Annotated in this window: 16 protein-coding genes and 2 pseudogenes; 10 read left to right on the top strand and 8 right to left on the bottom strand. The window is 46.5% G+C overall.

Translation table 11 applies throughout. From position 1 onward, the window contains the following. Positions 1–29: 29 nt before the first annotated feature. A pseudogene (locus FTU69_RS03210) lies at positions 30–1833 on the bottom strand (TonB-dependent receptor). Between the two features lie 453 nt (positions 1834–2286). Here FTU69_RS03210 and FTU69_RS03205 point away from each other — a divergent pair. From FTU69_RS03205 to FTU69_RS03185, 5 genes are all read left to right on the top strand, one after another. After that, positions 2287–3876 (top strand): peptide chain release factor 3, encoded by a 1590-nt coding sequence (locus FTU69_RS03205; RefSeq protein ID WP_005180132.1) that lies wholly within the window; start codon positions 2287–2289, stop codon positions 3874–3876. Between the two features lie 79 nt (positions 3877–3955). Continuing rightward, a complete protein-coding gene (locus FTU69_RS03200) occupies positions 3956–4780 on the top strand; it encodes a hypothetical protein (protein WP_180103479.1) in 825 nt (274 codons plus the stop codon). Positions 4781–4836: 56 nt separating this feature from the next. After that, a complete protein-coding gene (locus FTU69_RS03195) occupies positions 4837–5811 on the top strand; it encodes an RsiV family protein (protein WP_045795893.1) in 975 nt (324 codons plus the stop codon). Beyond that, positions 5811–6629 carry a TatD family hydrolase gene (locus FTU69_RS03190; RefSeq protein ID WP_180103478.1) on the top strand — a complete coding sequence of 273 codons (819 nt, stop codon included), beginning with the start codon at positions 5811–5813 and terminating at the stop codon, positions 6627–6629. The genes FTU69_RS03195 and FTU69_RS03190 overlap by 1 nt, the downstream gene beginning before the upstream one ends. Positions 6630–6736: 107 nt before the next feature. Then, positions 6737–7510 carry a ThiF family adenylyltransferase gene (locus tag FTU69_RS03185; protein WP_160240966.1) on the top strand — a complete coding sequence of 258 codons (774 nt, stop codon included), beginning with the start codon at positions 6737–6739 and terminating at the stop codon, positions 7508–7510. Between the two features lie 55 nt (positions 7511–7565). On the opposite strand, the gene dusA is transcribed toward FTU69_RS03185, so the two are convergent. Next, complete coding sequence (gene dusA / locus FTU69_RS03180; protein WP_104470083.1) at positions 7566–8588, bottom strand: tRNA dihydrouridine(20/20a) synthase DusA; 1023 nt, start codon at positions 8586–8588, stop codon at positions 7566–7568. Between the two features lie 536 nt (positions 8589–9124). On the opposite strand from dusA, the gene FTU69_RS03175 reads away from it, so the two are divergent. Continuing rightward, entirely contained in the window at positions 9125–9568 is a 444-nt protein-coding gene (locus tag FTU69_RS03175; protein WP_257223582.1) for a hypothetical protein, read from the top strand. A 118-nt stretch (positions 9569–9686) separates the two neighbouring features. Here FTU69_RS03175 and katE read toward each other — a convergent pair whose 3' ends face one another. After that, the gene (katE, locus tag FTU69_RS03170; protein WP_180103477.1) at positions 9687–11813 is read right to left on the bottom strand and encodes a catalase HPII; all 2127 of its coding nucleotides are present in this window, start codon (positions 11811–11813) and stop codon (positions 9687–9689) included. Between the two features lie 18 nt (positions 11814–11831). Next, positions 11832–13247, bottom strand: coding sequence for a hypothetical protein (locus FTU69_RS03165; RefSeq protein ID WP_180103476.1), 1416 nt, complete (start codon positions 13245–13247; stop codon positions 11832–11834). A gap of 236 nt (positions 13248–13483) precedes the next feature. Between FTU69_RS03165 and FTU69_RS03160 the strand changes: the two genes are divergently transcribed. Continuing rightward, positions 13484–13951, top strand: coding sequence for a CinA family protein (locus tag FTU69_RS03160; RefSeq protein WP_177156039.1), 468 nt, complete (start codon positions 13484–13486; stop codon positions 13949–13951). A gap of 130 nt (positions 13952–14081) precedes the next feature. Here FTU69_RS03160 and FTU69_RS03155 read toward each other — a convergent pair whose 3' ends face one another. After that, positions 14082–14366 carry a hypothetical protein gene (locus FTU69_RS03155; RefSeq protein WP_005180111.1) on the bottom strand — a complete coding sequence of 95 codons (285 nt, stop codon included), beginning with the start codon at positions 14364–14366 and terminating at the stop codon, positions 14082–14084. A 54-nt stretch (positions 14367–14420) separates the two neighbouring features. Continuing rightward, on the bottom strand, positions 14421–14798 hold the full coding sequence (locus FTU69_RS03150; RefSeq protein ID WP_180103475.1) for a hypothetical protein: 378 nt from the start codon (positions 14796–14798) through the stop codon (positions 14421–14423). Positions 14799–15254: 456 nt separating this feature from the next. Between FTU69_RS03150 and FTU69_RS03145 the strand changes: the two genes are divergently transcribed. After that, positions 15255–15896, top strand: coding sequence for a hypothetical protein (locus FTU69_RS03145; RefSeq protein WP_160240983.1), 642 nt, complete (start codon positions 15255–15257; stop codon positions 15894–15896). 25 nt (positions 15897–15921) lie between these two features. On the opposite strand, the pseudogene FTU69_RS03140 reads toward FTU69_RS03145, so the two are convergent. Together FTU69_RS03140 and FTU69_RS03135 are read right to left on the bottom strand one after the other, a co-directional pair. Then, a pseudogene (locus FTU69_RS03140) lies at positions 15922–17109 on the bottom strand (MFS transporter). A gap of 147 nt (positions 17110–17256) precedes the next feature. Then, positions 17257–18183, bottom strand: coding sequence for a DMT family transporter (locus tag FTU69_RS03135; protein WP_180103474.1), 927 nt, complete (start codon positions 18181–18183; stop codon positions 17257–17259). Between the two features lie 845 nt (positions 18184–19028). Between FTU69_RS03135 and FTU69_RS03130 the strand changes: the two genes are divergently transcribed. Beyond that, the gene (locus FTU69_RS03130) at positions 19029–20156 is read left to right on the top strand and encodes a Re/Si-specific NAD(P)(+) transhydrogenase subunit alpha (protein WP_180103473.1); all 1128 of its coding nucleotides are present in this window, start codon (positions 19029–19031) and stop codon (positions 20154–20156) included. 11 nt (positions 20157–20167) lie between these two features. Further along, positions 20168–20491: a proton-translocating transhydrogenase family protein gene (locus FTU69_RS03125; protein ID WP_005180100.1), complete on the top strand. Its 324-nt coding sequence runs from the start codon at positions 20168–20170 to the stop codon at positions 20489–20491.

Genomic DNA, 20491 nt, shown 5'->3' with positions numbered 1-20491 from the left:
TGCCAGATGACATCCATTTACCCCACATATTAAAAACGATAACGAAGCGCGAGCTGTGCATTCAGTGGGTCGCCCATCATATTGGAATCGTTTCCTTCACCATGTCCTGAGATAAAATAATCACGGTCAAACAGGCTGTTCAGATTCAGCGCTACATCATACTGCGCGGTCTGATAACCCAGCGCGGCATTGAAAACCGCATAGCCCGGCAAGACATTTTTGTGGATTACTGTCCGTAATTTTATTTTGGATATTGCTCTGGGTCATTTCAAATACGGCCAGGGTTATATTCAGCCGATCATTGATGTCATACTTGGTCCCGACTTCCAGGTTTCTGGTTTTGGTCGGTTTCAGGTCGGCACTGTTGCTATAAAACACGAATGAATCTGCAAGCGGCTGGAAGGACTGATTATAGGCGGCATATAAAGATAAATTTTTGGTCGGTTGATAGACCACGCCCAGGCGAGGGGAGAGGGTCTGGTCATCGCGCTCAATACTGCTGGTATTTTTCTTATCATGCCTGTACTGGGAAAGAACGTACCCGGCCAAAACCTTGAGCTGTTCATTCAGGATGATCAGGTCTTGTACATAGACAGCATAATTTTCAAATTTGCTGGCGGTATTGACTCTTGGAGTGGCAGAGGTATCGACCGGTGACCAGTGCGGCAAGACCGGATCATACAAATCGGTCGTGGCTTTTGACCCTAACCAGAATATTTCATCTTTGTGCTGCTGGCTGTATTCCGTGCCGATTAAGGTGTCGTGTTTGATTTGACCAGTATGAAAGACGCCAGATAATTCATTCTGCAAGAAGATGCCATCTTCATCGCGCATGCGTTTAATCTGGCTGAGCGTGACCTGATCTGCTGCTGGACTGGCGTTGCTGTATTCCCGGTCCAAGGCATAATTATAATGCCGGGCGACACCGCGATATTTCAGCTGATCATTGAACTGATGTTCTAGCGTAACCGTCTGGCTGGACACTTCAGTATCGACATTGCCTACATCTTTTGCGTTGGATGCGCCATAGAATGTTTTTGGATTGGTACGTACCGGTTTACCGGTCAGCGGGTCCATGGGAAAGCCCTGATCGGCCAAACGGTCATCGTGCAAATGATCGGCTTGCAAGAGCAGAGTGGTTCGATCTGAAATATCCCATTGCACAGACGGTGCTACAGTTTCCCGGTTCACGAAACTCTGATTGCGATAGCCATCTGAGTGTTCAAGCGCACCGGTCAGACGGACTTTGAGCTGGTCATTGAGAGCATCGGCAAAATCAAGTTCGGCACGTTTTTGCCCCAAGCTGCTGCCGATCAGGCTGATTTCATGCAGTGCTTCATCCAGGGGTTTCTTATTGATCCGGTTGATCAGGCCACCTGCTGAACCCCGGCTATATAACACCGAACCCGGCCCTTTTAGCACTTCCACCCGTTCTACATTCGACAGATCACGATAATACAGCGCATCATCGCGTACTCCATCGACATACTGATCGGAAATAGCCGAAAAGCCGCGAATCATGACCTGATCACGCTGGCCATCTCCGACACTAAAACTTAAACCGGTCACATTCTGCAATGCGCCTTGCAGGGAGGTCGCATTCTGTTCTTTTAAGACTTGTTGCGGAACCACATTCACAATTTGAGGAATATCTTTCAGTTGTGCCATACCTTTGCTGGCGGTGGAGGCTTGCTCTACTTGCGTTTTCAGGCTAAGGCTTGCCTGTGCCGAAGAGTTGAGTGTAGGTAAAGTCACAGTACTGGCTGTTTCGTTGGCATAGGCTTGCGCTGTCATCAAGCCGATTGAAGACAGCAAAAAAAGAGAAGATTTCATAACACGCTCTGGATGGACCCCGAAAAAAAGTGCATGCAGTGTGGGGAATAAATAGCCTGCTGTAAATGATATTGAATATCACTCTCTATTGATAATAATTATTATTTAATTGGCTTTAATGAGATATTTAAATCAAAAATATCCGCAGAGAGGATGCTGATTTTCCCTGATTTTTCCAAATGATAAAGAAATATGGGGAGTTCTGTTCTGCGGTGAAAAGCCTAAGTCTTTTAAAACTAAATAGATGGTGATTTTGAAAACTTTTATCGCAAAGTCGCGATCTCCAGATACTTTTATTTTCCACTTAAAATTTAAACCGATTCCGGCCCAAGTGCTCTAATGATTGTTGGCTGAAATCTGCTACAATTGCGCCAATTTTAAGTTATCCCTTCACGGCTTGGATTCACATGAAAATGTGTGTCGCAAACTGTGTATATATTGAAGATTTCCCTTATGTTTAAAGATCAACTCGCGAAAGAAGTCGCGGCGCGCAGGACCTTTGCGATTATTTCCCACCCCGATGCCGGTAAAACCACCATGACAGAAAAACTGCTGTTATGGGGGCAGGCGATTCAGGTGGCGGGAATGGTGAAAAGCCGTAAATCGGATCGGGCGGCGACCTCGGACTGGATGGAAATGGAGAAAGAGCGTGGGATTTCGATTACCACCTCGGTCATGCAGTTCCCGTATAAAGACAAGATGATCAACCTGCTCGATACCCCGGGGCACGAAGACTTCTCGGAAGATACCTACCGAACCTTAACCGCGGTAGACTCGGCACTCATGGTAATTGACGGGGCCAAAGGTGTCGAAGACCGGACCATCAAACTGATGGAGGTGTGTCGTATGCGTGACACGCCAATTATCTCTTTCGTCAACAAAATGGACCGTGAAATCCGTGAGCCTTTAGAGCTGCTGGATGAAATTGAAAACGTCCTGAAAATTAAATGTGTACCGATTACCTGGCCGCTGGGCACCGGGCGTGATTTTGCCGGCGTGTTTAACCTGCTGGAAGAAAAATTTTACGTGTATAAAGCCGGTTTTGGTTCGACCATTCCCGAGATTGAAGTGCGTGATGGCTATGACCATGCTGACCTGCGTGAAAAAGTCGGTGAACTGGCCTGGGCGGCATTTGAAGAATCTTTAGAACTGGTGCAAATGGCCAATGAACCGTTAGATCGTGCAGAATTCCTGGCGGGTCGTCAAACGCCGGTACTGTTCGGAACTGCACTGGGTAACTTTGGTGTTGACCATGTCCTGAATGCTTTTAGCGACTATGCACCACCACCAAAAGCGCATCCAACTCAGGACCGTGTGGTCGAAGCGACTGAAGAAGGTTTCACGGGCTTTGTCTTTAAAATCCAAGCCAATATGGACCCGAAACACCGTGACCGGATTGCCTTTATGCGGATCTGCTCAGGCAAATATGAAAAAGGCCTGAAGATGAAGCATGTGCGTATTGGTAAAGACGTGCGTATTTCAGATGCTTTAACCTTCCTGGCCGGTGACCGTCAGCATCTGGAAGAAGCATGGCCGGGCGATATTATTGGTCTGCACAACCACGGTACCATCCAGATTGGTGATACCTTCACCTCAGGTGAAAACCTGCAGTTTACCGGTATTCCGCACTTCGCACCGGAAATGTTCCGCCGTGTACGTTTAAAAGATCCGCTAAAATCGAAGCAGCTGCAAAAAGGCTTAAAAGAGCTGTCGGAAGAAGGTGCGACCCAGGTATTTATGCCGCAAAACAGCAATGACCTGATCGTGGGTGCGGTCGGTGTGCTGCAGTTTGAAGTGGTGGCCTATCGTCTGAAAGAAGAATACAAGGTCGATTGTATTTACGAGCCGGTCAGCATCAACACGGTACGTTGGGTGTCTTGTGAAGATGAGAAGAAATTCAACGAGTTCAAGAAAAAAGCCCATGACCAGTTATCGGTGGATGGTGGCGGTCACCTGACCTATCTGGCGCCAAGCCGGGTTAATTTGCAGTTGATGCAGGAGCGTTATCCGGACATCGTGTTCCGTAACACCCGCGAACACTAAAGGGTTATCGCCGTTAAAACAGCTTCTTCGTGAAGCTGTTTTTCTAGGATGGGGAAAATTTCAGGAAGAGAGATCAACAATGCAAACAAAAATCAGTTTTATCGCTTGTGCCGTGCTGGCACTGTCTTTGGGTGGCTGCGACTCATCTTCCCAGAACAATGAATCGGCTGAAGATGCACGTCCTGAAAAAAATATCTTCCAGCAGGAAAAGGCTGAGGTGCTGCCATTCCTGCAGATTAAGCAGCAGCCGGCAGAGATTGCTTTGCCATTTTGTGAAAAGAAAAACTGTATTGATCTGGATATTCAAACCATTCAGACACAGGATTCATGGCTGAACCAGTGGATTGCCAAAAGTCAGGCCAAGGTGATTCAGGATCAGATCGGGCTGAAACAGGACATGAGCCTGCAGCAGGCGGTGAATGCCTATGTGAAAAAATCTGATGCCTGGCAGGCCGAGTTTGCCAAAAATCCGGCCTATGAACTGGCGCTGTATACCCGGCTAGCCTATCAGCGCAACCAGTATGTGTTATTGCAGATAGGGGTGGATAGCCATCAGGAAACAGTAAAAGTCAAAGAGCGTTATTATTTTTTCGTGGCTGATCGTCAACAGCAGCAGGCTTTAACCGCACTGGATATTATTCAGCCCGAGCAGCAAACTGCGATGCATGCAATCGTGCAGCAGGCCTATCGGCAATGGCTGAAAGAACAAAGTGCAGAGGTGCAAAACACGGCACCGAAAACCTTATATTGGGGACAGGCCGACTGGTTCTTTGATCATGAAGGCATGGGGCTGCATTATCGCACCCATGAAATTGTGAAAGATGGAACACAGCTTGATATTTACTTAACGAAAGCACAAACTCAACAAGTTGTAAAAGCTGAAATTTATTCGCGCATGTTTTAATAATTAGAACATCCGCTTTGAATCTGGGATGCACAAAAGGCAATAAAGGTTATTCAATGTTAAAGCAAAAAACAGCATGGGTGATGAGTGTCTTGGCCGTGTCCATGGCATTGACCGCATGTCAGCCCAAAAATAATGAACCGAAACAGGAACAGCAGGCGCAGGCCGCAGAAGTTGAACAGCAGGCGCTAAAACTGATTGGCGAGCCGGAAAAGCTGCAGCTGAACTTGCCGGAATGTGAAGGCAAGAACTGCCCCGAGCTTTCTGTTGAGCGCTTGCAGAGTAACCAGCCTTTTGTCGATGAGCAGATTGATCAGTACATTCTTAAAGAACTGAACCAGACCCTGGAAATTGCCCCGGCAGATAAACCTCTGAATGTTGAAGCGCCGGCCTCTGCGGCAGAGCCAGCTTCCTCGGCACAGGCACTAACGCAAATTCCAACGCCAAAACAGAAACTGGAACAGCAGGTGCAGCCCTTTATTGCGGCCTTCTTGAGTCTGGATCAGGAAATCAAGGCGCTGAGTGCCAATCATCAGATTAGCCTGATGATTAAACCAAAAATTTTAAACTCGGAAGGGCCGCTGGCCACCGTGGTGGTAAATAGCAGCAGCTATCTGGGCGGCGCACATGGCGCTACCGCACAAACCTATTTTAATTTTGATCTGGAGCAGAAAAAGCAGGTCAAACTGGCTGACATCTTGCAGCCGCAGCAACGAGCTGCATTGGAAGCTGCCGCCTATGACGCCTTTAAACAATGGGTGGTAGACAGCAAACTGGCCAATAATGTTGCCGAATATGAGCAGGCCTGGAAATTCAAGCTGTCGGATAATTTCTATCTGGGGCAGCAAGGCCTGATTCTGCAATATGCCGAATATGAAATTGGACCGTATGTGGTCGGTTTGCCACGGCTGATGATTCCTTATGCAGAGCTGCAGCAGGTGCTGAAAAAACCATATTTGCCGGCACCTGAAGCGCCAGCCAGCGAAGCCACTACAGCAGCTGCGTCCAGCGCTGACGCGAAAACCATCTAATGACACTGGTGCTGTTTGATACCCATACCCACTTTGATGTGGCGGATTTTGATGCTGATCGGGAGCAACTGGCCTATCAGGCGAAGCAGGCGGGTGTCGAACAGCTGATTTTAATTGGCTTTGTGCAGTCGCGTTTTCAGCAGTTGCTGGATACCCATCAATGGCTGAACCGGTTAAGCCAGGCGCCGCGAAGCCATCTGGCACCGGGTTTGCATCCGTTTTATATCGAGCAGCATCAGCCGCAACATCTGCTGGATTTAGAACAGTTATTGCGTGAACAGGACTGCGTTGCGGTTGGTGAAATTGGCCTGGATACCTTTTTAAAGCAGCATAAACAGCCCGAGCTGTATCAGAAACAGCAAAAGTATTTTACCGCCCAGCTGGAGCTGGCACACCAGTTTCAGCGTCCGGTATTGCTGCATATTCGTAAAGCCCATGCCGATGTGCTGGCGCTGCTAAAACAGCAGAATTTTAGCTATGGCGGAATTGCCCATGCCTTTAGTGGCGGTGTTGAAGAAGCCAAAGCCTTTATCAAACTGGGTTTTAAAATTGGCGTGACCGGACAAATTACCAATCCGAATGCCAAGAAACTGCATCGGGTGGTGCAGGAATTAGGCCCAGAACATCTGGTGCTTGAAACCGATTGTCCGGATATGACACCGCTGTGCTGCCAGTCCTCGACCGAGCAGCGCACCCGCAATACGCCGGCCAATTTGCCTTATGTACTTGAAGGGCTGGCGCAAAGCCTGCAGATGGAGCAGACAGCACTGGCTGAGATGATCTGGCAGAATTCGTTACAGGCTTTACATCTGGCCTAAAATTTAAATCTCTCGCTGATGTTGCGCCGTGCAAAAATCCTCCAATCTCACACGCCATGTGAAAAAACCGTTAAAATAAGCCCTCCTGTATAAGATTTGATTGTGCAATGACTGAACTGCTCCAAGATGATGAATATGATCGCCGTTTTGCCGGTGTTGCCAAAATTTATGGTGAGGACAGCTTTCAGTATTATGCCAACAGTCATGTCATGGTGATTGGTATCGGCGGGGTCGGTTCCTGGGCGGTTGAAGCCTTGGCGCGAACCGGTATTGGTGAGCTGACCCTGGTGGATATGGATGTGGTGGCTGCCTCCAACATCAACCGGCAATTACCGGCCATGAGCAGCACTTTGGGCCATGAAAAAATTGAAATTATGGCCGAGCGTTGCCGTGCTATTAATCCACGCATCAAGATCAACCTGATTGATGATTACCTGACCCCGGACAATGTCAAAGACCTGCTGGCGCATACGCCCGATGTAGTGCTGGACTGTATTGATGATGTCAAAGCCAAGCTGGCGCTGATGCTGCATTGCCGCTTTAATAAAGTGCCGCTGATTGTGTCTGGTGGTGCCGGCGGCAAACTCGATCCGCTGAAAATTCGTGTGGCCGATTTATCTAAAACCGAACAGGACCCGATGCTGGCCAAACTGCGTGCCCAGTTGCGTAGCAAAGGCATTTGTAAAAAGCCGAAAGAGAAGTTCGGGATTACCTGCGTCTATTCAATTGATAATCCATTTTCCAGTGCCGATGTCTGTGCCAGTGCCGGGCTGCGCTGTGGTGGCTATGGTTCGGCGGTGGTGGTTACTTCCAGTTTTGCGATGGTGGCCGTGGCCGAAGTTCTGAAAAAACTCGATCAGCTAAAAGCCAAACAGGCATAATCCGGTTACGATCTGATTCTAAAAAAAGCTCAATTGAGGGCTTTTTGTTGATCTTTTAAGGCTGAACAGCGTGTTCCTGCAGATAGTTTTCAGTACGCTGCATCGCGGCCTGAATATTCTGAATGGCCACTTCCACATCTTTTAAGGTTTTGGCATTGCCGCCACTTAAGGCCTGACGCCATTTGCGTGCGCCTGGCAAGTTCTGGAACAGGCCCAGAATATGACGGGTGATAATCGACAGCGGTGCACCTTCAGCCACGCGCTGTGCGATATATGGCATCATCTGCTGCATAATCTCGAAACGGTCCGGGAGGGGCAGATTCCAGAAATGTCCCAGCTCGGCCAGTAAATACGGATTGTGATAGGCTTCGCGGCCAATCATCACCCCATCGACATGCTGTAAATGTGCCTGTGTTTCTGCCAGGGTTTTAATGCCGCCGTTAATTTCAATGATCAGCTCCGGGCGATCCTGCTTTAAACGGTAAACATCTTCATAGCGTAAAGGCGGCACTTCACGGTTTTCTTTGGGTGATAGGCCTTGTAACAGTGCAATCCGGGCATGCACGATAAAATTATTGCAGCCGGTTTTGGCAACGGTATCGACAAAATGCAGCATTTCTTCATACGAATGCATGTCATCAATCCCGATCCGGTGTTTAACCGTCACTGGAATATCCACCGCATGGCGCATTTCTGCAATACATTCTGCCACCAGATCAGGCTCGGCCATCAGGCAGGCACCAATTTTATTGTTCTGCACGCGGTCACTTGGGCAGCCGACATTCAGGTTAACTTCATCATAGCCCCAGTCTTGCGCCATTTTGCTACAAGTGGCCAGATCTTGAGGATTGGAACCGCCCAATTGCAGCACAATTGGATGTTCTTCCTGATTAAAGTCCAGATGGCGTTTGGCATCACCATGAATAATGGCACCAGTGGTGACCATTTCTGTGTATAAAATCACGTTTGGGTTAAACAGGCGCGCAAAGAAACGATAATCCCGGGTGGTCCAGTCCATCATGGGGGCCACGGAAATTCTTGGCAGTTGGATATTTTCAAGCGTATTTACATTTGACATTCAACAGCAAACCTTGCAACGACGGGAAACAAAACTGAGGCGCTATTCGCACAGATCGGGCAGCACAAGGCAGAGGGTTTTACTCACATCCACCGGGCGTGCAGGGGCGAGATAGTAGCACAAAATCCGGCTGACGAAAAAAGATTGTTGTTGGCTGTCCGAAGGTGGGAGGGTGAATATCCATATTTTAGCTTGCTGCTATTTTAACTGTTATATTGTTAAAATATAAATTATAATTATTGATATTAAGTTTAAGTTATTTTATAAATTAAATGAATACTCCCGAAAATGATCTTTAAATTCAATTAGAATATATAATCAAAATACATATATAATCCTCTTAAGCAAAATAAAAATAATAAAATTAATTCACTGGAAAAATTGACAATCAGTTCGCAAATTATAGTTATTCTTTGATTTGTTTAAAAAAATATGTAATTCCAATGTAACAAGAAGTATTTTTCTTGCAAAATACCTATTAAATACTACATAAAATTACGCAAAATCCTTCAATATCACTATATTCAGAATAATAAATGGATGATCGTATGCCCCAGTATATTAAACTTGCTGAAATAATCTATAGAAATGTCGAGCAAAATAAGGACTTTAGAGGAGATATTATCAATGATTTAAATATGTTAATGATTGAGCTGCGTGCTGAAATCAAAAAAACACGTCTTAAATTATTGGTCAATTGCATCGACTTTAATGTGCTGATGGTCAACCCTTTATATGCCAACGAGCTGAAACTGGACTTGAGCATTGTGCCGAAAAGCAGCAATAAAGAAGAGTTTATACTCTGGTTGGCGACATTTATTCAGAAAATTACCGTTGATGAAGATGAGCCGAAGACCCCAAAGGGAAAGAAGATCAAAGTGCCCTTAATGAGCTTAGAACCGCTGGATATTGCAGCCCCTCCACAGATCTCGAGTGACAAGGAGCTGGAGCGGTATCAAACGGCGCAGATTGCAGATTAAGGTGAGAGGAAAGCACTATGTACATCAAGTTTTAATCTGAATCTCATCCATCTATTCAAACAAAAGGGAAGCCATTGGCTTCCCTTTTGTTGATTCAGCTTGTATGAGTGCAGGACAATTAAGCCGGAATAGATTCTGCAATGGCTTCACGTGCCCAGACCCGGTTGTGACGAATCGCTTCTTTAAAGCCTTCCGCCACATTCTGGAAACTGGCATCGCTAAATACGCCTTCATCTGGCGGTAGACGCAGATGTTCCAGCAGCTCGGCTTTATCCCCTAACAACACCACCGGTTTTAAATGCTTATAGGCTTCAATCACATAATGGCAGGCCACACCATCGCGCTTAAAGGCATCCAGATTGTTGCCATCCAGCACAATCACTGCATCATACAGCACTGAGGGTTCGGCCTGCTGCATCCCATCAGATGGAATCATGTCATCTTCAATGGTGGTGGTTGGGGCAGGGGTGGGCGTCAGAAAATCCAGCATCACATTTTCTTTTAAGGCCCATTGATGAATCGGCTCAATATTGTCGGTGGCGGCATGAGGATGCACCAGTACCGCGATTTTACGGCCTTCAATATTCGGCGGTAAAAATGCCGTCATGGATAACTTGGCTGAGGTTTTTTCCTCGGGTAGATCAGGCGGCAGCTGGCTTTCATCTAGTGCAATGCCGAGTTTATCGGCGACCATTTTGGCCAGATTGGCATCAATATTGGCCAGCATATTGTGCACCACACGCTCACGGATAGGTTTGCGCTGCACTTTACTCAGCTCAAAGACATAGGCATCGACCACGTGTTTCTGTTCAGGCAGGCTCAGGCTTTTGAAATATAGACGCACCTGCGAAAAGTGATCGCTAAAGGATGGACTGCGCTGACGGATTTTATGCCCGTCAATGCGTTCCTGATAGCTTTCAAAACCGCCACCTTTGGCTGCGGGTGGGGTTTCTCGTGGCCAGTCATTGTCAATCGAGTTGGGCTGATACGCCGCCTGACCGCGATGAACCCGGCTCTGATGGATGCCATCGCGCTGGTTATTGTGAAACGGACACACCGCCTGGTTAATCGGCAGCTGATGGAAGTTCGGACCCCCTAAACGGCTGAGCTGGGTATCGGTATAGGAGAAAATCCGCGCCTGCAGCAGTGGGTCATTGGTGAAGTCGATTCCCGGCACAATATGCGCCGGACAGAAGGCGACCTGTTCGGTTTCATCAAAGAAATTGTCAATATTGCGGTTGAGCACCATCCGGCCAATCGGAATGACCGGCACCAGTTCTTCCGGAATCAGCTTGGTCGGATCAAGCAGGTCGAAGTCAAAGCTCATTTCATCTTCCTGCTCCACAATCTGCACACCCAGTTCCCATTCCGGATAGAAACCGTTCTCGATGGCCTGATACAAATCGCGGCGATGATAATCCGGGTCTTTCCCGGCAATTTTCTGTGCTTCATCCCAGACCAAGGCGGCCATACCCTGTTTCGGGGTCCAGTGGAATTTCACAAACACCGATTTGTTTTCGGCATTAATAAAGCGGTAGGTATGTACGCCAAAGCCCTGCATACTACGGAAGTTTTTTGGAATGCCACGGTCGGAAATGGCCCAGATCACCGCATGTGAGCTTTCTGGCACCAGTGAAACAAAGTCCCAGAAGGTGTCATGTGCACTGGCACCGGTTGGAATTTCGGTATCCGGTTCCGGTTTTAAGGCATGCACAAAATCCGGGAATTTCATGCCATCCTGAATAAAGAACACCGGGGCATTGTTGCAGACCATGTCATAAATGCCTTCCTGGGTATAGAACTTGATGGCAAAGCCGCGAATATCGCGTACCGTATCTGCCGAGCCGCGCGGCCCTTGTACGGTCGAGAAGCGTACAAAGACTGGCGTTTTATGTTCTGGGGTAGTTAGAAAATGGGCTTTGGTATATTTTTCATTGCCCGGATAGGCTTCAAAATAACCATGCGCACCGGTGCCACGCGCATGCACAATACGCTCCGGAATCCGTTCATGGTCAAAGTGGGTCATTTTTTCATGAAAAATAAAATTTTCGAGCAGGGTGGCCCCGCGAATGCCAGCTCTGAGGCTGTTCTGGTTATCGGCAATTTTAACGCCCTGATTGGTGGTGAGCGCCTGTTGTGTCGCATCACTGCGATACGGGTCTAATTGAACGGATTTATCATTACTGTTCTGTCGGTTTGCCGCATCTGCGCCGGCCATTTCACTCGGTTGTTGATCTTTTTTCATTGTTGCTGTTCTCCGTAATTAACTTTTATGATGCATTGGGTCGAGCGCCTGCGACAGCGCCGGGAAAAGGGCCTGGCTGTATTGCTGGGTACACCAGCGTCCGGCATCGCTGGCAGATTTATGCGGGGCCAAATAAGGCAATAGCTGCCGGATTTTGTCGTCAAAAGATGAGGCCTGGGCGTATTTGAGCTGAATTTCTTCCAGCTCCAGCTCGGCCATATAATTAAAGTGGTCGCTGGTTTTAAAATGGTCCGACGTGCTTTGCAGCGCAGATGGGGCAGGATGCTGTACTGCGGCATCTCCCAGAATCCAGTCATAAATAAACTGCTGTTCGGTACGGTTAAACAGCCCGAACATCTGGCTTTCCTGCTGATGAATCAGACGCCAGAATTTACTCTGCTCCGGGTCCTGACCTAAACGGATCCAGTCGGTTTCCAGCAGCTGCTGGATAAAACCATCCACGCCTTCGACGGTTTCCAGCCATTGGTTGATGCTGCGGTTGGTAAAAATACATTTATTGTCATGAATGAATTTGCCCATCAGGGCTTTATGCTGGAAAATTTTCTGGATAATGTCGTGCAGATGCAGCCGCTGCAGGATTTTTTCTTCGTTCATGCCTTGCTGGCTTAAGGCATAGCCCAGCTGAATCAGGCGCAGATATTGAGCCTGCTGTTTTTCGTCCGGGGCCAGACTGGCAATGGCATGTAGCACAGGCGTATGCCGTGATGTTGAACGCTGCTGTGGCTGAAAACAGCGGGTGTGAATACCGAGTTCTTTTAGTTCATGCGCAATGATCAGCTGATGCAGCGAGCACAGGTGTTTGCCAATATGAAACCCTAAGGTCAAAGGCATGAAATCGGTAGGGCAGTACGCCAGTGCCAGCTGAATTGCAGCCTGATGAAAATAGCCATCTTCCAGACCGAGTATAAAGTTATCTAGCTGCAGGGTTTCAAGCAGTGCATTGAACTGATACAGCTGATGCTGCTGCGTGTGACCATAGGCCAGAGCTTGCAGATACAGCTGAATCAGCTCGGTATAGCGCCGGTCATCCCAGTGCTGGCTAAAACTGTAGAGCCAGGCTGCCTGCGCACGCTGGGTCGGGGCAATCTTGATCAGAAACTCATAAGCATCGGACAGGCAGTGAAAATATTCGCGTGGCTGTCCCCAGGCACGGCGCTTTAAATAATATTCAAATTCGAGCTGGGCTTGCTGTTCATGCTGGATCATCCAGTGCTCCAGCTGATCCAGCTGGCGAGGGAAATCGGGTAGGGCCAACGGCAGGGTTTCAATTTCATTTTTTAAACTGAACAGGGCTTTTTGTTGTTTGGCGGTGGGAGCAATATCGGCATCTAAATAAAAGGACACCAGATCAAAATAGGTTTCAGGCACATCATTGAGTATGTCTAATAATCTTTGTTTGACGACCGTTGGCATTATTCTGCTCCATGATTTAACCCTAGAAAACAGTAATCTAGTTAGCTGGAAACTTAAGCCTGAGTTGTGTGACTTCATGTAAAGTATGTATATGAGGAATTAATCTATAGATATAAAAATCAGAGGGTTATATTTTTAGTTTTAAAAAATAAATGAAATGTTACTTTTCAGAAAAAAGCACTGAAAAAGAGCTATGTTTAAATCGGAATGAATAATTATATTCAGGATGGGTATAAATGAATAAATGCTGCCAGTTACTTGCCAAAAAGAAATTAAAAGTTACTTTTATTGAAAGTGCTTCGGCAGGTTATTTGGCCTATCGTTTTTCATTGAATAAAAATTCAGGTGATATTTTAAATGGTAGCCTGGTCTGTTATGACGCCAATTTAAAAGTCAGTATCTTAAAAATCTCAAAGAAATTCCTGGAAAAATACTCTCCTGAATCTGCTGAAGTGACGGAGAAGCTGGTTTTAAAGGCTAAACAGATCATTGATTCTGATATTTTTATTGGCTGTACCGGTTTATTAAAACGCGGTGGCTCTGAAACCAGGGAAAAACCGGTCGGAACATTTTTTTACTGTATTTCGTATCAGAATAAACTGCATCATTATCGCTGTGTATTTAATGGCACCAAAAAGAAAAAACTGGAACAGCTGTCGCGAGCAATTAGTCAGAGTATTATTGATGTGGTCAAGCAAAAATAATAGGAATATATAAATCAAATAGAGAACACAAAATAGAAAATCTGCAGAGATAAAACTGACAGATATAAAAAAGTTATAGGTCATAATGACCTATAACTCTGAACCGTATTAGAACCAGACTGAGGGCAATCTAGTTTCTATCCCAGGCATCTTTAATCGCATGCTTGGCCTGTTCCCATTTTAAGCGAGAATCTGCTTTAAACTCTTCCCAGCGCTGTTTCAGGTCGCCTTCAGAACTTTCAAAGTCGCGATCTGTGCCATATTCACTACGGGCGCGCGTACCGAGATCATAAGCAGAAGATAAGTCCCGATCATAATCAATATCTGGGATATCTCTTTTAAAATCATTGTAGTAAGGACGGTCTGCATGGTTGTCACGCCAGTACCCATGTGGATCATTTGCATTGTTGACCATGATCATCTCCTTCGATTATTTATAATAAAAATAAGTGAAAAACAAAAAATGGTTTTACATATCTTCATCATCTAAGAGATTGTTTTGCTGCTGCGCATTCTGGTTATGGCGTTGTTGACCATATTGCTGCGGTTGTTGCTGTTGCTGCTGGCGGTTTTGTTGCTGGCCAGGCTGTTGCTGTTGTTGGCGCAGCTGATCCTGTTGCTGATCATTTTGCTGGCGCTGTTGCTGGTTTTGTTGTTGCTGCTGGTTGCCCTGATGTTGAGGCTGTTGCTGCTGTTGATCTTGCTGGCGTTGCTGATTGCCTTGTTGCTGGTTATTTTGCTGTTGTTGAGGTTGCTGTTGCTGCAGACGGTCTTGTTGCCGCTGCTGATTGCCTTGCTGTTGAGGCTGCTGTTGCTGTTGGTTTGAACCATTGTTTTGATTTTGCATTTGAACACCTCTTTTATAGATATCGACGCTATCGCTAGCGCGCTGAAATCATCTGAGAAAAACAGATAGCTTCTTTTTAACATGAAACATCTCATGAAAAACCCTGGCTCTGTTACATCTTATTTAGTTGTAAGCGGTGATTTTAAGCCGGCATTTTTAATTGGCTGTCCTACATAGGATTTTTAAGAATGTAATCTTTTGTGTAATTACATTTTTCGTGATTTTATATATAACTTTACATTTCTTTATTTTAAGTAGCTGCTAGATAAAATGTGTTTTAAATATATTTTAAGCTTTCAGATTTTTTATTTATTTTATTTAAATAAAAGGAAAATACTCGGATTTATTTATGCTGGAAAATGGAAGGGTAATAAATAAATTGAAGGATCAAAAGGTTGAGAGAAAATTAAAAAACCATTACATTGATGCGGTAAGACAAGAAAAAGGATAACAAAGATGCTGGTGGTTGAGGAAATTTACCGCAGTAAAAAGAATGAAAATTCGGTGCATTTTAATCTGAAAATACAGCGTAGCCTGAGCTGGTTTAAAAAAGCCCTGAGTCTGGATCAGGAGCTGGATTTTAAATTTATGAGTTTATGGATTGCCTTTCAGGCCATTTACCGTGAAGATGCGGCCAGTCCACCCGCTGCGCAGTTACAGCAGTTTTTTCAGCTTCTGCACCAGCAGGATGAAACCCGAAAAATTGATTATGTGTTATGGGAAAAATACCAGCAGCAGATTCAGGCCCTGTTGGCACATCCCTATACCCATCCGGAATTCTGGGCCTATCAGCATTTACAGCTCACGCGCGATGAATGGCAGCAGCGTGCCGCACAAGAGCAGATTGATCTGCAACAGACCTTGCAAAATAAACAGTCAGTCGCTTTGCTGATGGCGGTATTTAAACGCTTTGACAGTCTGCGTCACCAGTTTGCCAGTGGCGGTGCCAACTATAACAGCCTGCTAAACCGTGACATTCTGGCTGGGGCAACCAGTATTTTTGCTGCCTTAATTCCATCCTTTATTCAGATTCTGCTGGAATATCCGGCCAGTATTGATTCGGCCCAGCCGCATTATCCGATGGTGCAGGTGTCTTAAACCTGCCTGCACAATTTATACAGTTTTAAGCCAGTTGCTGGCGGCGCAGATGTTGCTGATCTAACCAGGCAAAACAGGCCGAGCAGAGCACCAGGGTTAAACCAACCAGACAGCTCATGCTCCAGCCGCCATGATGCCAGGCGTAAATGCCCAGTGCAGAACCGCAGGCGCCGCCAATAAAATAGCTGGTCATATAGACTGCATTCAGGCGTGATTTGGCATCGGGGCGTAAATGGAAAATCACGTTCTGGTTACTGGTATGCACACTGGCCAGTCCCAGGTTAATTAGGCCAAAACCAATAATATAGCTCCATAAATACTGCACGCCGAAATACAGGAAACTCCAGCTGACCGCCAATAAAGAGAGTCCGGCCCAGGTGATCAGTTTGCCATGACCCCGGTCGGCAATTTTGCCAATTTTTTTGGTGGAGAGTGCGCCGAATACCCCAATTAAAGTGACTAAACCGACTGCGACATCGGGCAGACCAAAAGAGGAGCCAAGTAACACCGCAATGGTGGAAAACAGCACGCTCATGGCGGCAAAGGCACTGGCACCAATCAGGGCGCGATAGACCAGCCGTTTTTCCTGGCGGATCAGTTGCAGCATCGAATGCAGGATTTTGCCATAGGCCATGCGCGCCGTCGGAATATGTGGCAAGCGTTTTTTCAGAATAATCGCCAGTCCCATCATCAACACGCCACTGATGATATAAATCAGCTGCCAGCCATATAAATTGGACAACAGTCCGGCCAGACTGGTCGACAGTAAAATCCCGACCAGTAAACCACTCATCAGTAGTCCGACCACTTCGCCCATTTTCTCCGGCTTGACCGACATGGTGGCAAACGGAATCAGAATCTGTGCGGCCACTGAAAATAGCCCGGTCATGATGGTGCCAATCCAGAGCATTGGCAGATTCACTGAAAAGGCACATAGAAACAGGCCAAACGCGGCCAGAAACATCAGCAGTGGAATGAATTTGGTTTTATTGACAGTATCGCCAACTGGCACAATAAATAACAGCCCCAGTGCATAGGACACCTGGGCAAACGTCACCGTGAGTGCGACTTGGGATTCCGGCACCTGAAAATAAGTATGAATCTAGTTAATCAGCGGCTGGCAATAATAGTTGGCCCCTGCACATAGACCACAAGCCAGCGCCATAAGCCAGAGCAGGGTTTTATCCTGACTAATATCGGGAGAGGTATTCATACAAGGTCCAGTTCAGGTTAATTCATTCAATCGCATCTTCGGTAATATTCAGCATGACGGCCAAAGATCACCATTTGCAACATTCTTTTTGCACGTGCGAGATACATGCGTAGCAGTCCGGAACAGGCTGAGCTGACTGATCATGGATCAGGCCATCAGCTTTTTCTTGGACAGGCTAATCATCATTACCCCAATGATATTGAGGGCGCAACCCAGCCATTGCCAGGCATTTAAATATTCATCTAAAAACAGGGTGGCCAGCACAATGGTCAGAATCGGGCCGATAGAGGCGATCATGGCCGAATGGGCCGCTCCCAGGCGTTCGATACTTTGCATTAATAAAATGGTTGGCAACACCGTGACCAGAATGCCCAGTCCAATGCCATAGGCATAGACGCTGCCCGGTAACTGACTCAGCCGTTGCAGCGGCTCCGGTACGGCCAGCAGATAATGCAGCAGGGTGCCGAAACAGGCCACACTTAGCGCCAGGCCAGTAAAATTCCAGCTGCCAAATTTCTGGATCAGCCGTGGCGTCACCAGCAAATAGGCGGCAAAAGCCACCGCACTGGCAAATACCAGACTGGCACCAAGCCAGAAGGAATAGCCATCTGGCATGTTTTGCTGTTCTTGTAACATCACCAGTACCGTTCCACCATAACTGAGCAGCAAGGCTAGTATCGTTTTCAGGCTTAAGCGCTGCTTGTAGATCAGGCTGCTGGCTAGAACGGTTAAGGTGGGATACAGAAACAGGATAATCCGTTCCAGTGAGGCGCTAATAAACATGAGCCCCAGAAAGTCGAGCCAGCTGGCAAAATAATAGCCGAGCAGCCCGGCAGCCACGAGCAGTATCCATTCGCGCAGCTGAATCTGGGTATTGCGATGCCGGTTAAACCAGCAGATCAGCAGGAAAAACGGCAGTGCGCTGGCCATCCGTAGGGTCATTAAGGTGGTGGCATCCACTAAGGGTGAAAGCGCATAAGCCTGCTTGATAAAAATAGCCTTGGTGCTAAATAAAAAGGCCGCGCACAGTGCAAACAGTGAACCTAACTGCGTTCTGGTCAAGGAAATGGACATATTCAGAGCAATTTAATCAATAGGGTAGGTGTCACCAGATTTTCATAGGTTGAGTATAAGCTGTCTGCTCGAAGAAATGAATGTGTAAAGATAGGCTTTATTCTCATTTTATGAAAATTTCAAGGTGATTTTTTTAAGTTAAATACCTGTTGATTCCTTATAGGTAATTGTTGCACAAAAATAGTGCAAAATACGCAAATTTAAGCAGTTGCGCTGCTTTATTCATCATCAGGCAAAATGATCAATAAAAAAACTTTTAATTTTTTATTGCATTTTCACAGCCAGATGTATGGGTTAAGGCCAGATCATCAGGCAGGAAATCATTTAGCCAATTGATGCATTTGACGAAGGATTTACTTTTCTGCCCGAACATTGGGCAGTTTTGACCAATTTCTCCCGGATTCTTCTGTGATTAAGATGTCATTTTAGTCAATCATGAACTGGATATTCATTTTTTGCTGCGAAAAAGCCGTTCATTATTGGTATTTATCAGCCTGTTGTAAGCCGGCACTACACGATAAGATTTGTCAAAACAATCAATTTTAAGGAAAGAAAAAACAAAACAGGACGCAATTCGCTGTAAAAAGTCAGGAGCTGTGCTGAAAATTTATACACCTTATTTCCAGAGCGTCGCCATGAAGAATAGAAAGCCAAACTGATCAATTATATCTGCCACCCTTCTTTTTATGAATCATCAGTTCAAAATATGGGTATTTATTAAATAAATATTGGGTGGTAATTTAAAAAAGTTCAATTAGAATCCAAAAATTCAACAAGGACATAACCTGAGGGGAAGCATCGTTTCGGCGATGTTTACTTAAGAAAAATTAGCTTGAGGAACGCTCATGCAGATCGGAATCCCAACCGAAACTGTCGTCGGTGAAAATCGTGTCGCTGCAACGCCAGAGACAGTAAAGAAGTTGATCAACGCGGGTCATAGCGTGGTTATTGAACGTGGTGCAGGCTTAAAAGCTGCCTATATCGATAGCGCCTATGAGCACGTGGGTGCCAAAATTACAGATGATGCCTATACCGGCAGTCAGATTATTTTGAAAGTTCGCGCGCCGAAAGGTAAAGAAATTCAAAAACTTGCTCCTAACTCTACCGTAGTGGCAATGTTTGACCCATACCGCAATACTGAACTTGACCAATTTGCTGCACAGCAGGTGTCTGCATTTGCCCTGGAATTATTGCCACGAACCTTGTCCCGTGCGCAAAACATGGATGTGCTGTCCTCACAAGCCAACCTGGCCGGTTATAAATCGGTATTGCTGGCTGCAGCTGAATACCAGCGTATGTTCCCGATGCTGATGACCGCAGCAGGGACGGTCAAACCTGCCCGTGTCGTGATCATGGGGGTGGGTGTTGCCGGCTTGCAAGCGATTGCGACCGCAAAACGTCTGGGTGCGGTGGTGGAAGCCACTGACCTGCGTCCAACTGCCAAAGATCAGGTTGAATCTCTGGGCGGGAAATGGCTAGACGTGCCGATGTCTGAAGAAGAACAGCAAAAAGCTGCTGATGCCGCCAAAAACGGCTATGGCTGGATGCCGGGCGAACAGTACATCAAAGATCAGGCCATTATTGTCGATAAAGCCGTTTCCAATGCTGACATCGTGATTACCACAGCGCTGTTACCAGGTCGTGATGCACCGCGTTTAATCAAGGCGGAAACTGTGGCCAAGATGAAACCGGGTTCAGTCATTCTGGATATGGCGGTAGAAACGGGTGGTAACGTTGAAGGTTCTCAATGCGGTGAAACCGTGGTGACCGACAACGGCGTGAAAATTCTCGGTGTACCGAATATTCCATCAACGGTCTCTACTGAAGCATCGGCGCTGTATGCACGTAATGTGCTGAATTTTGTGGAAACCCTTTTTGATAGTGAAAAGAATTTTGCCATCAGTCAGGACGATGAAATTCAAAAAGCCCTACTGGTTACGCACGGCGGCCAAGTGCTGTTGAAACGAGGTTAAGGAGAACAGTCATGGTTGAAACAATTACAATTTTTGTCCTGGCCATTTTCGTAGGTTACTACGTGGTTTGGGGAGTTACACCTGCATTGCATACGCCACTGATGGCGGTAACCAATGCGCTGTCTTCGATCATTATCGTGGGGGCGATGATTCAAACGGTCGGCTTGCCTGTGTTAGGTGTGGATGCCAATGTGCAGTTCCAGAGCATTAACGTGGTGAGCGTACTTGGTGCGATTGCAGTATTCCTGGCCAGTATTAATATTTTCGGTGGCTTCGCAGTGACTGCGCGTATGCTGGAAATGTTTAAACCAAAACAAAAGAAAAAAGAGGGCTAA

Origin of the sequence: Acinetobacter sp. YH12134 (genome assembly GCF_013418555.1) — a bacterium.
Lineage (GTDB): Bacteria > Pseudomonadota > Gammaproteobacteria > Pseudomonadales > Moraxellaceae > Acinetobacter > Acinetobacter indicus.
Note: the sequence above shows the minus strand (reverse complement) of the source record. Positions and strands in the feature narration are given on the sequence as shown.

Coding starts and splice junctions, on each gene's coding strand:
- FTU69_RS03165 (WP_180103476.1), bottom strand. CDS start 13,247: ATGCCAACGGTCGTCAAACAAAGATTATTAGACATACTCAATGATGTG.
- FTU69_RS03195 (WP_045795893.1), top strand. CDS start 4,837: ATGTTAAAGCAAAAAACAGCATGGGTGATGAGTGTCTTGGCCGTGTCC.
- FTU69_RS03155 (WP_005180111.1), bottom strand. CDS start 14,366: ATGGTCAACAATGCAAATGATCCACATGGGTACTGGCGTGACAACCAT.
- FTU69_RS03200 (WP_180103479.1), top strand. CDS start 3,956: ATGCAAACAAAAATCAGTTTTATCGCTTGTGCCGTGCTGGCACTGTCT.
- FTU69_RS03190 (WP_180103478.1), top strand. CDS start 5,811: ATGACACTGGTGCTGTTTGATACCCATACCCACTTTGATGTGGCGGAT.
- FTU69_RS03135 (WP_180103474.1), bottom strand. CDS start 18,183: ATGTCCATTTCCTTGACCAGAACGCAGTTAGGTTCACTGTTTGCACTG.
- FTU69_RS03145 (WP_160240983.1), top strand. CDS start 15,255: ATGCTGGTGGTTGAGGAAATTTACCGCAGTAAAAAGAATGAAAATTCG.
- FTU69_RS03185 (WP_160240966.1), top strand. CDS start 6,737: ATGACTGAACTGCTCCAAGATGATGAATATGATCGCCGTTTTGCCGGT.
- FTU69_RS03175 (WP_257223582.1), top strand. CDS start 9,125: ATGGATGATCGTATGCCCCAGTATATTAAACTTGCTGAAATAATCTAT.
- FTU69_RS03125 (WP_005180100.1), top strand. CDS start 20,168: ATGGTTGAAACAATTACAATTTTTGTCCTGGCCATTTTCGTAGGTTAC.
- dusA (WP_104470083.1), bottom strand. CDS start 8,588: ATGTCAAATGTAAATACGCTTGAAAATATCCAACTGCCAAGAATTTCC.
- katE (WP_180103477.1), bottom strand. CDS start 11,813: ATGAAAAAAGATCAACAACCGAGTGAAATGGCCGGCGCAGATGCGGCA.
- FTU69_RS03150 (WP_180103475.1), bottom strand. CDS start 14,798: ATGCAAAATCAAAACAATGGTTCAAACCAACAGCAACAGCAGCCTCAA.
- FTU69_RS03160 (WP_177156039.1), top strand. CDS start 13,484: ATGAATAAATGCTGCCAGTTACTTGCCAAAAAGAAATTAAAAGTTACT.
- FTU69_RS03205 (WP_005180132.1), top strand. CDS start 2,287: ATGTTTAAAGATCAACTCGCGAAAGAAGTCGCGGCGCGCAGGACCTTT.
- FTU69_RS03130 (WP_180103473.1), top strand. CDS start 19,029: ATGCAGATCGGAATCCCAACCGAAACTGTCGTCGGTGAAAATCGTGTC.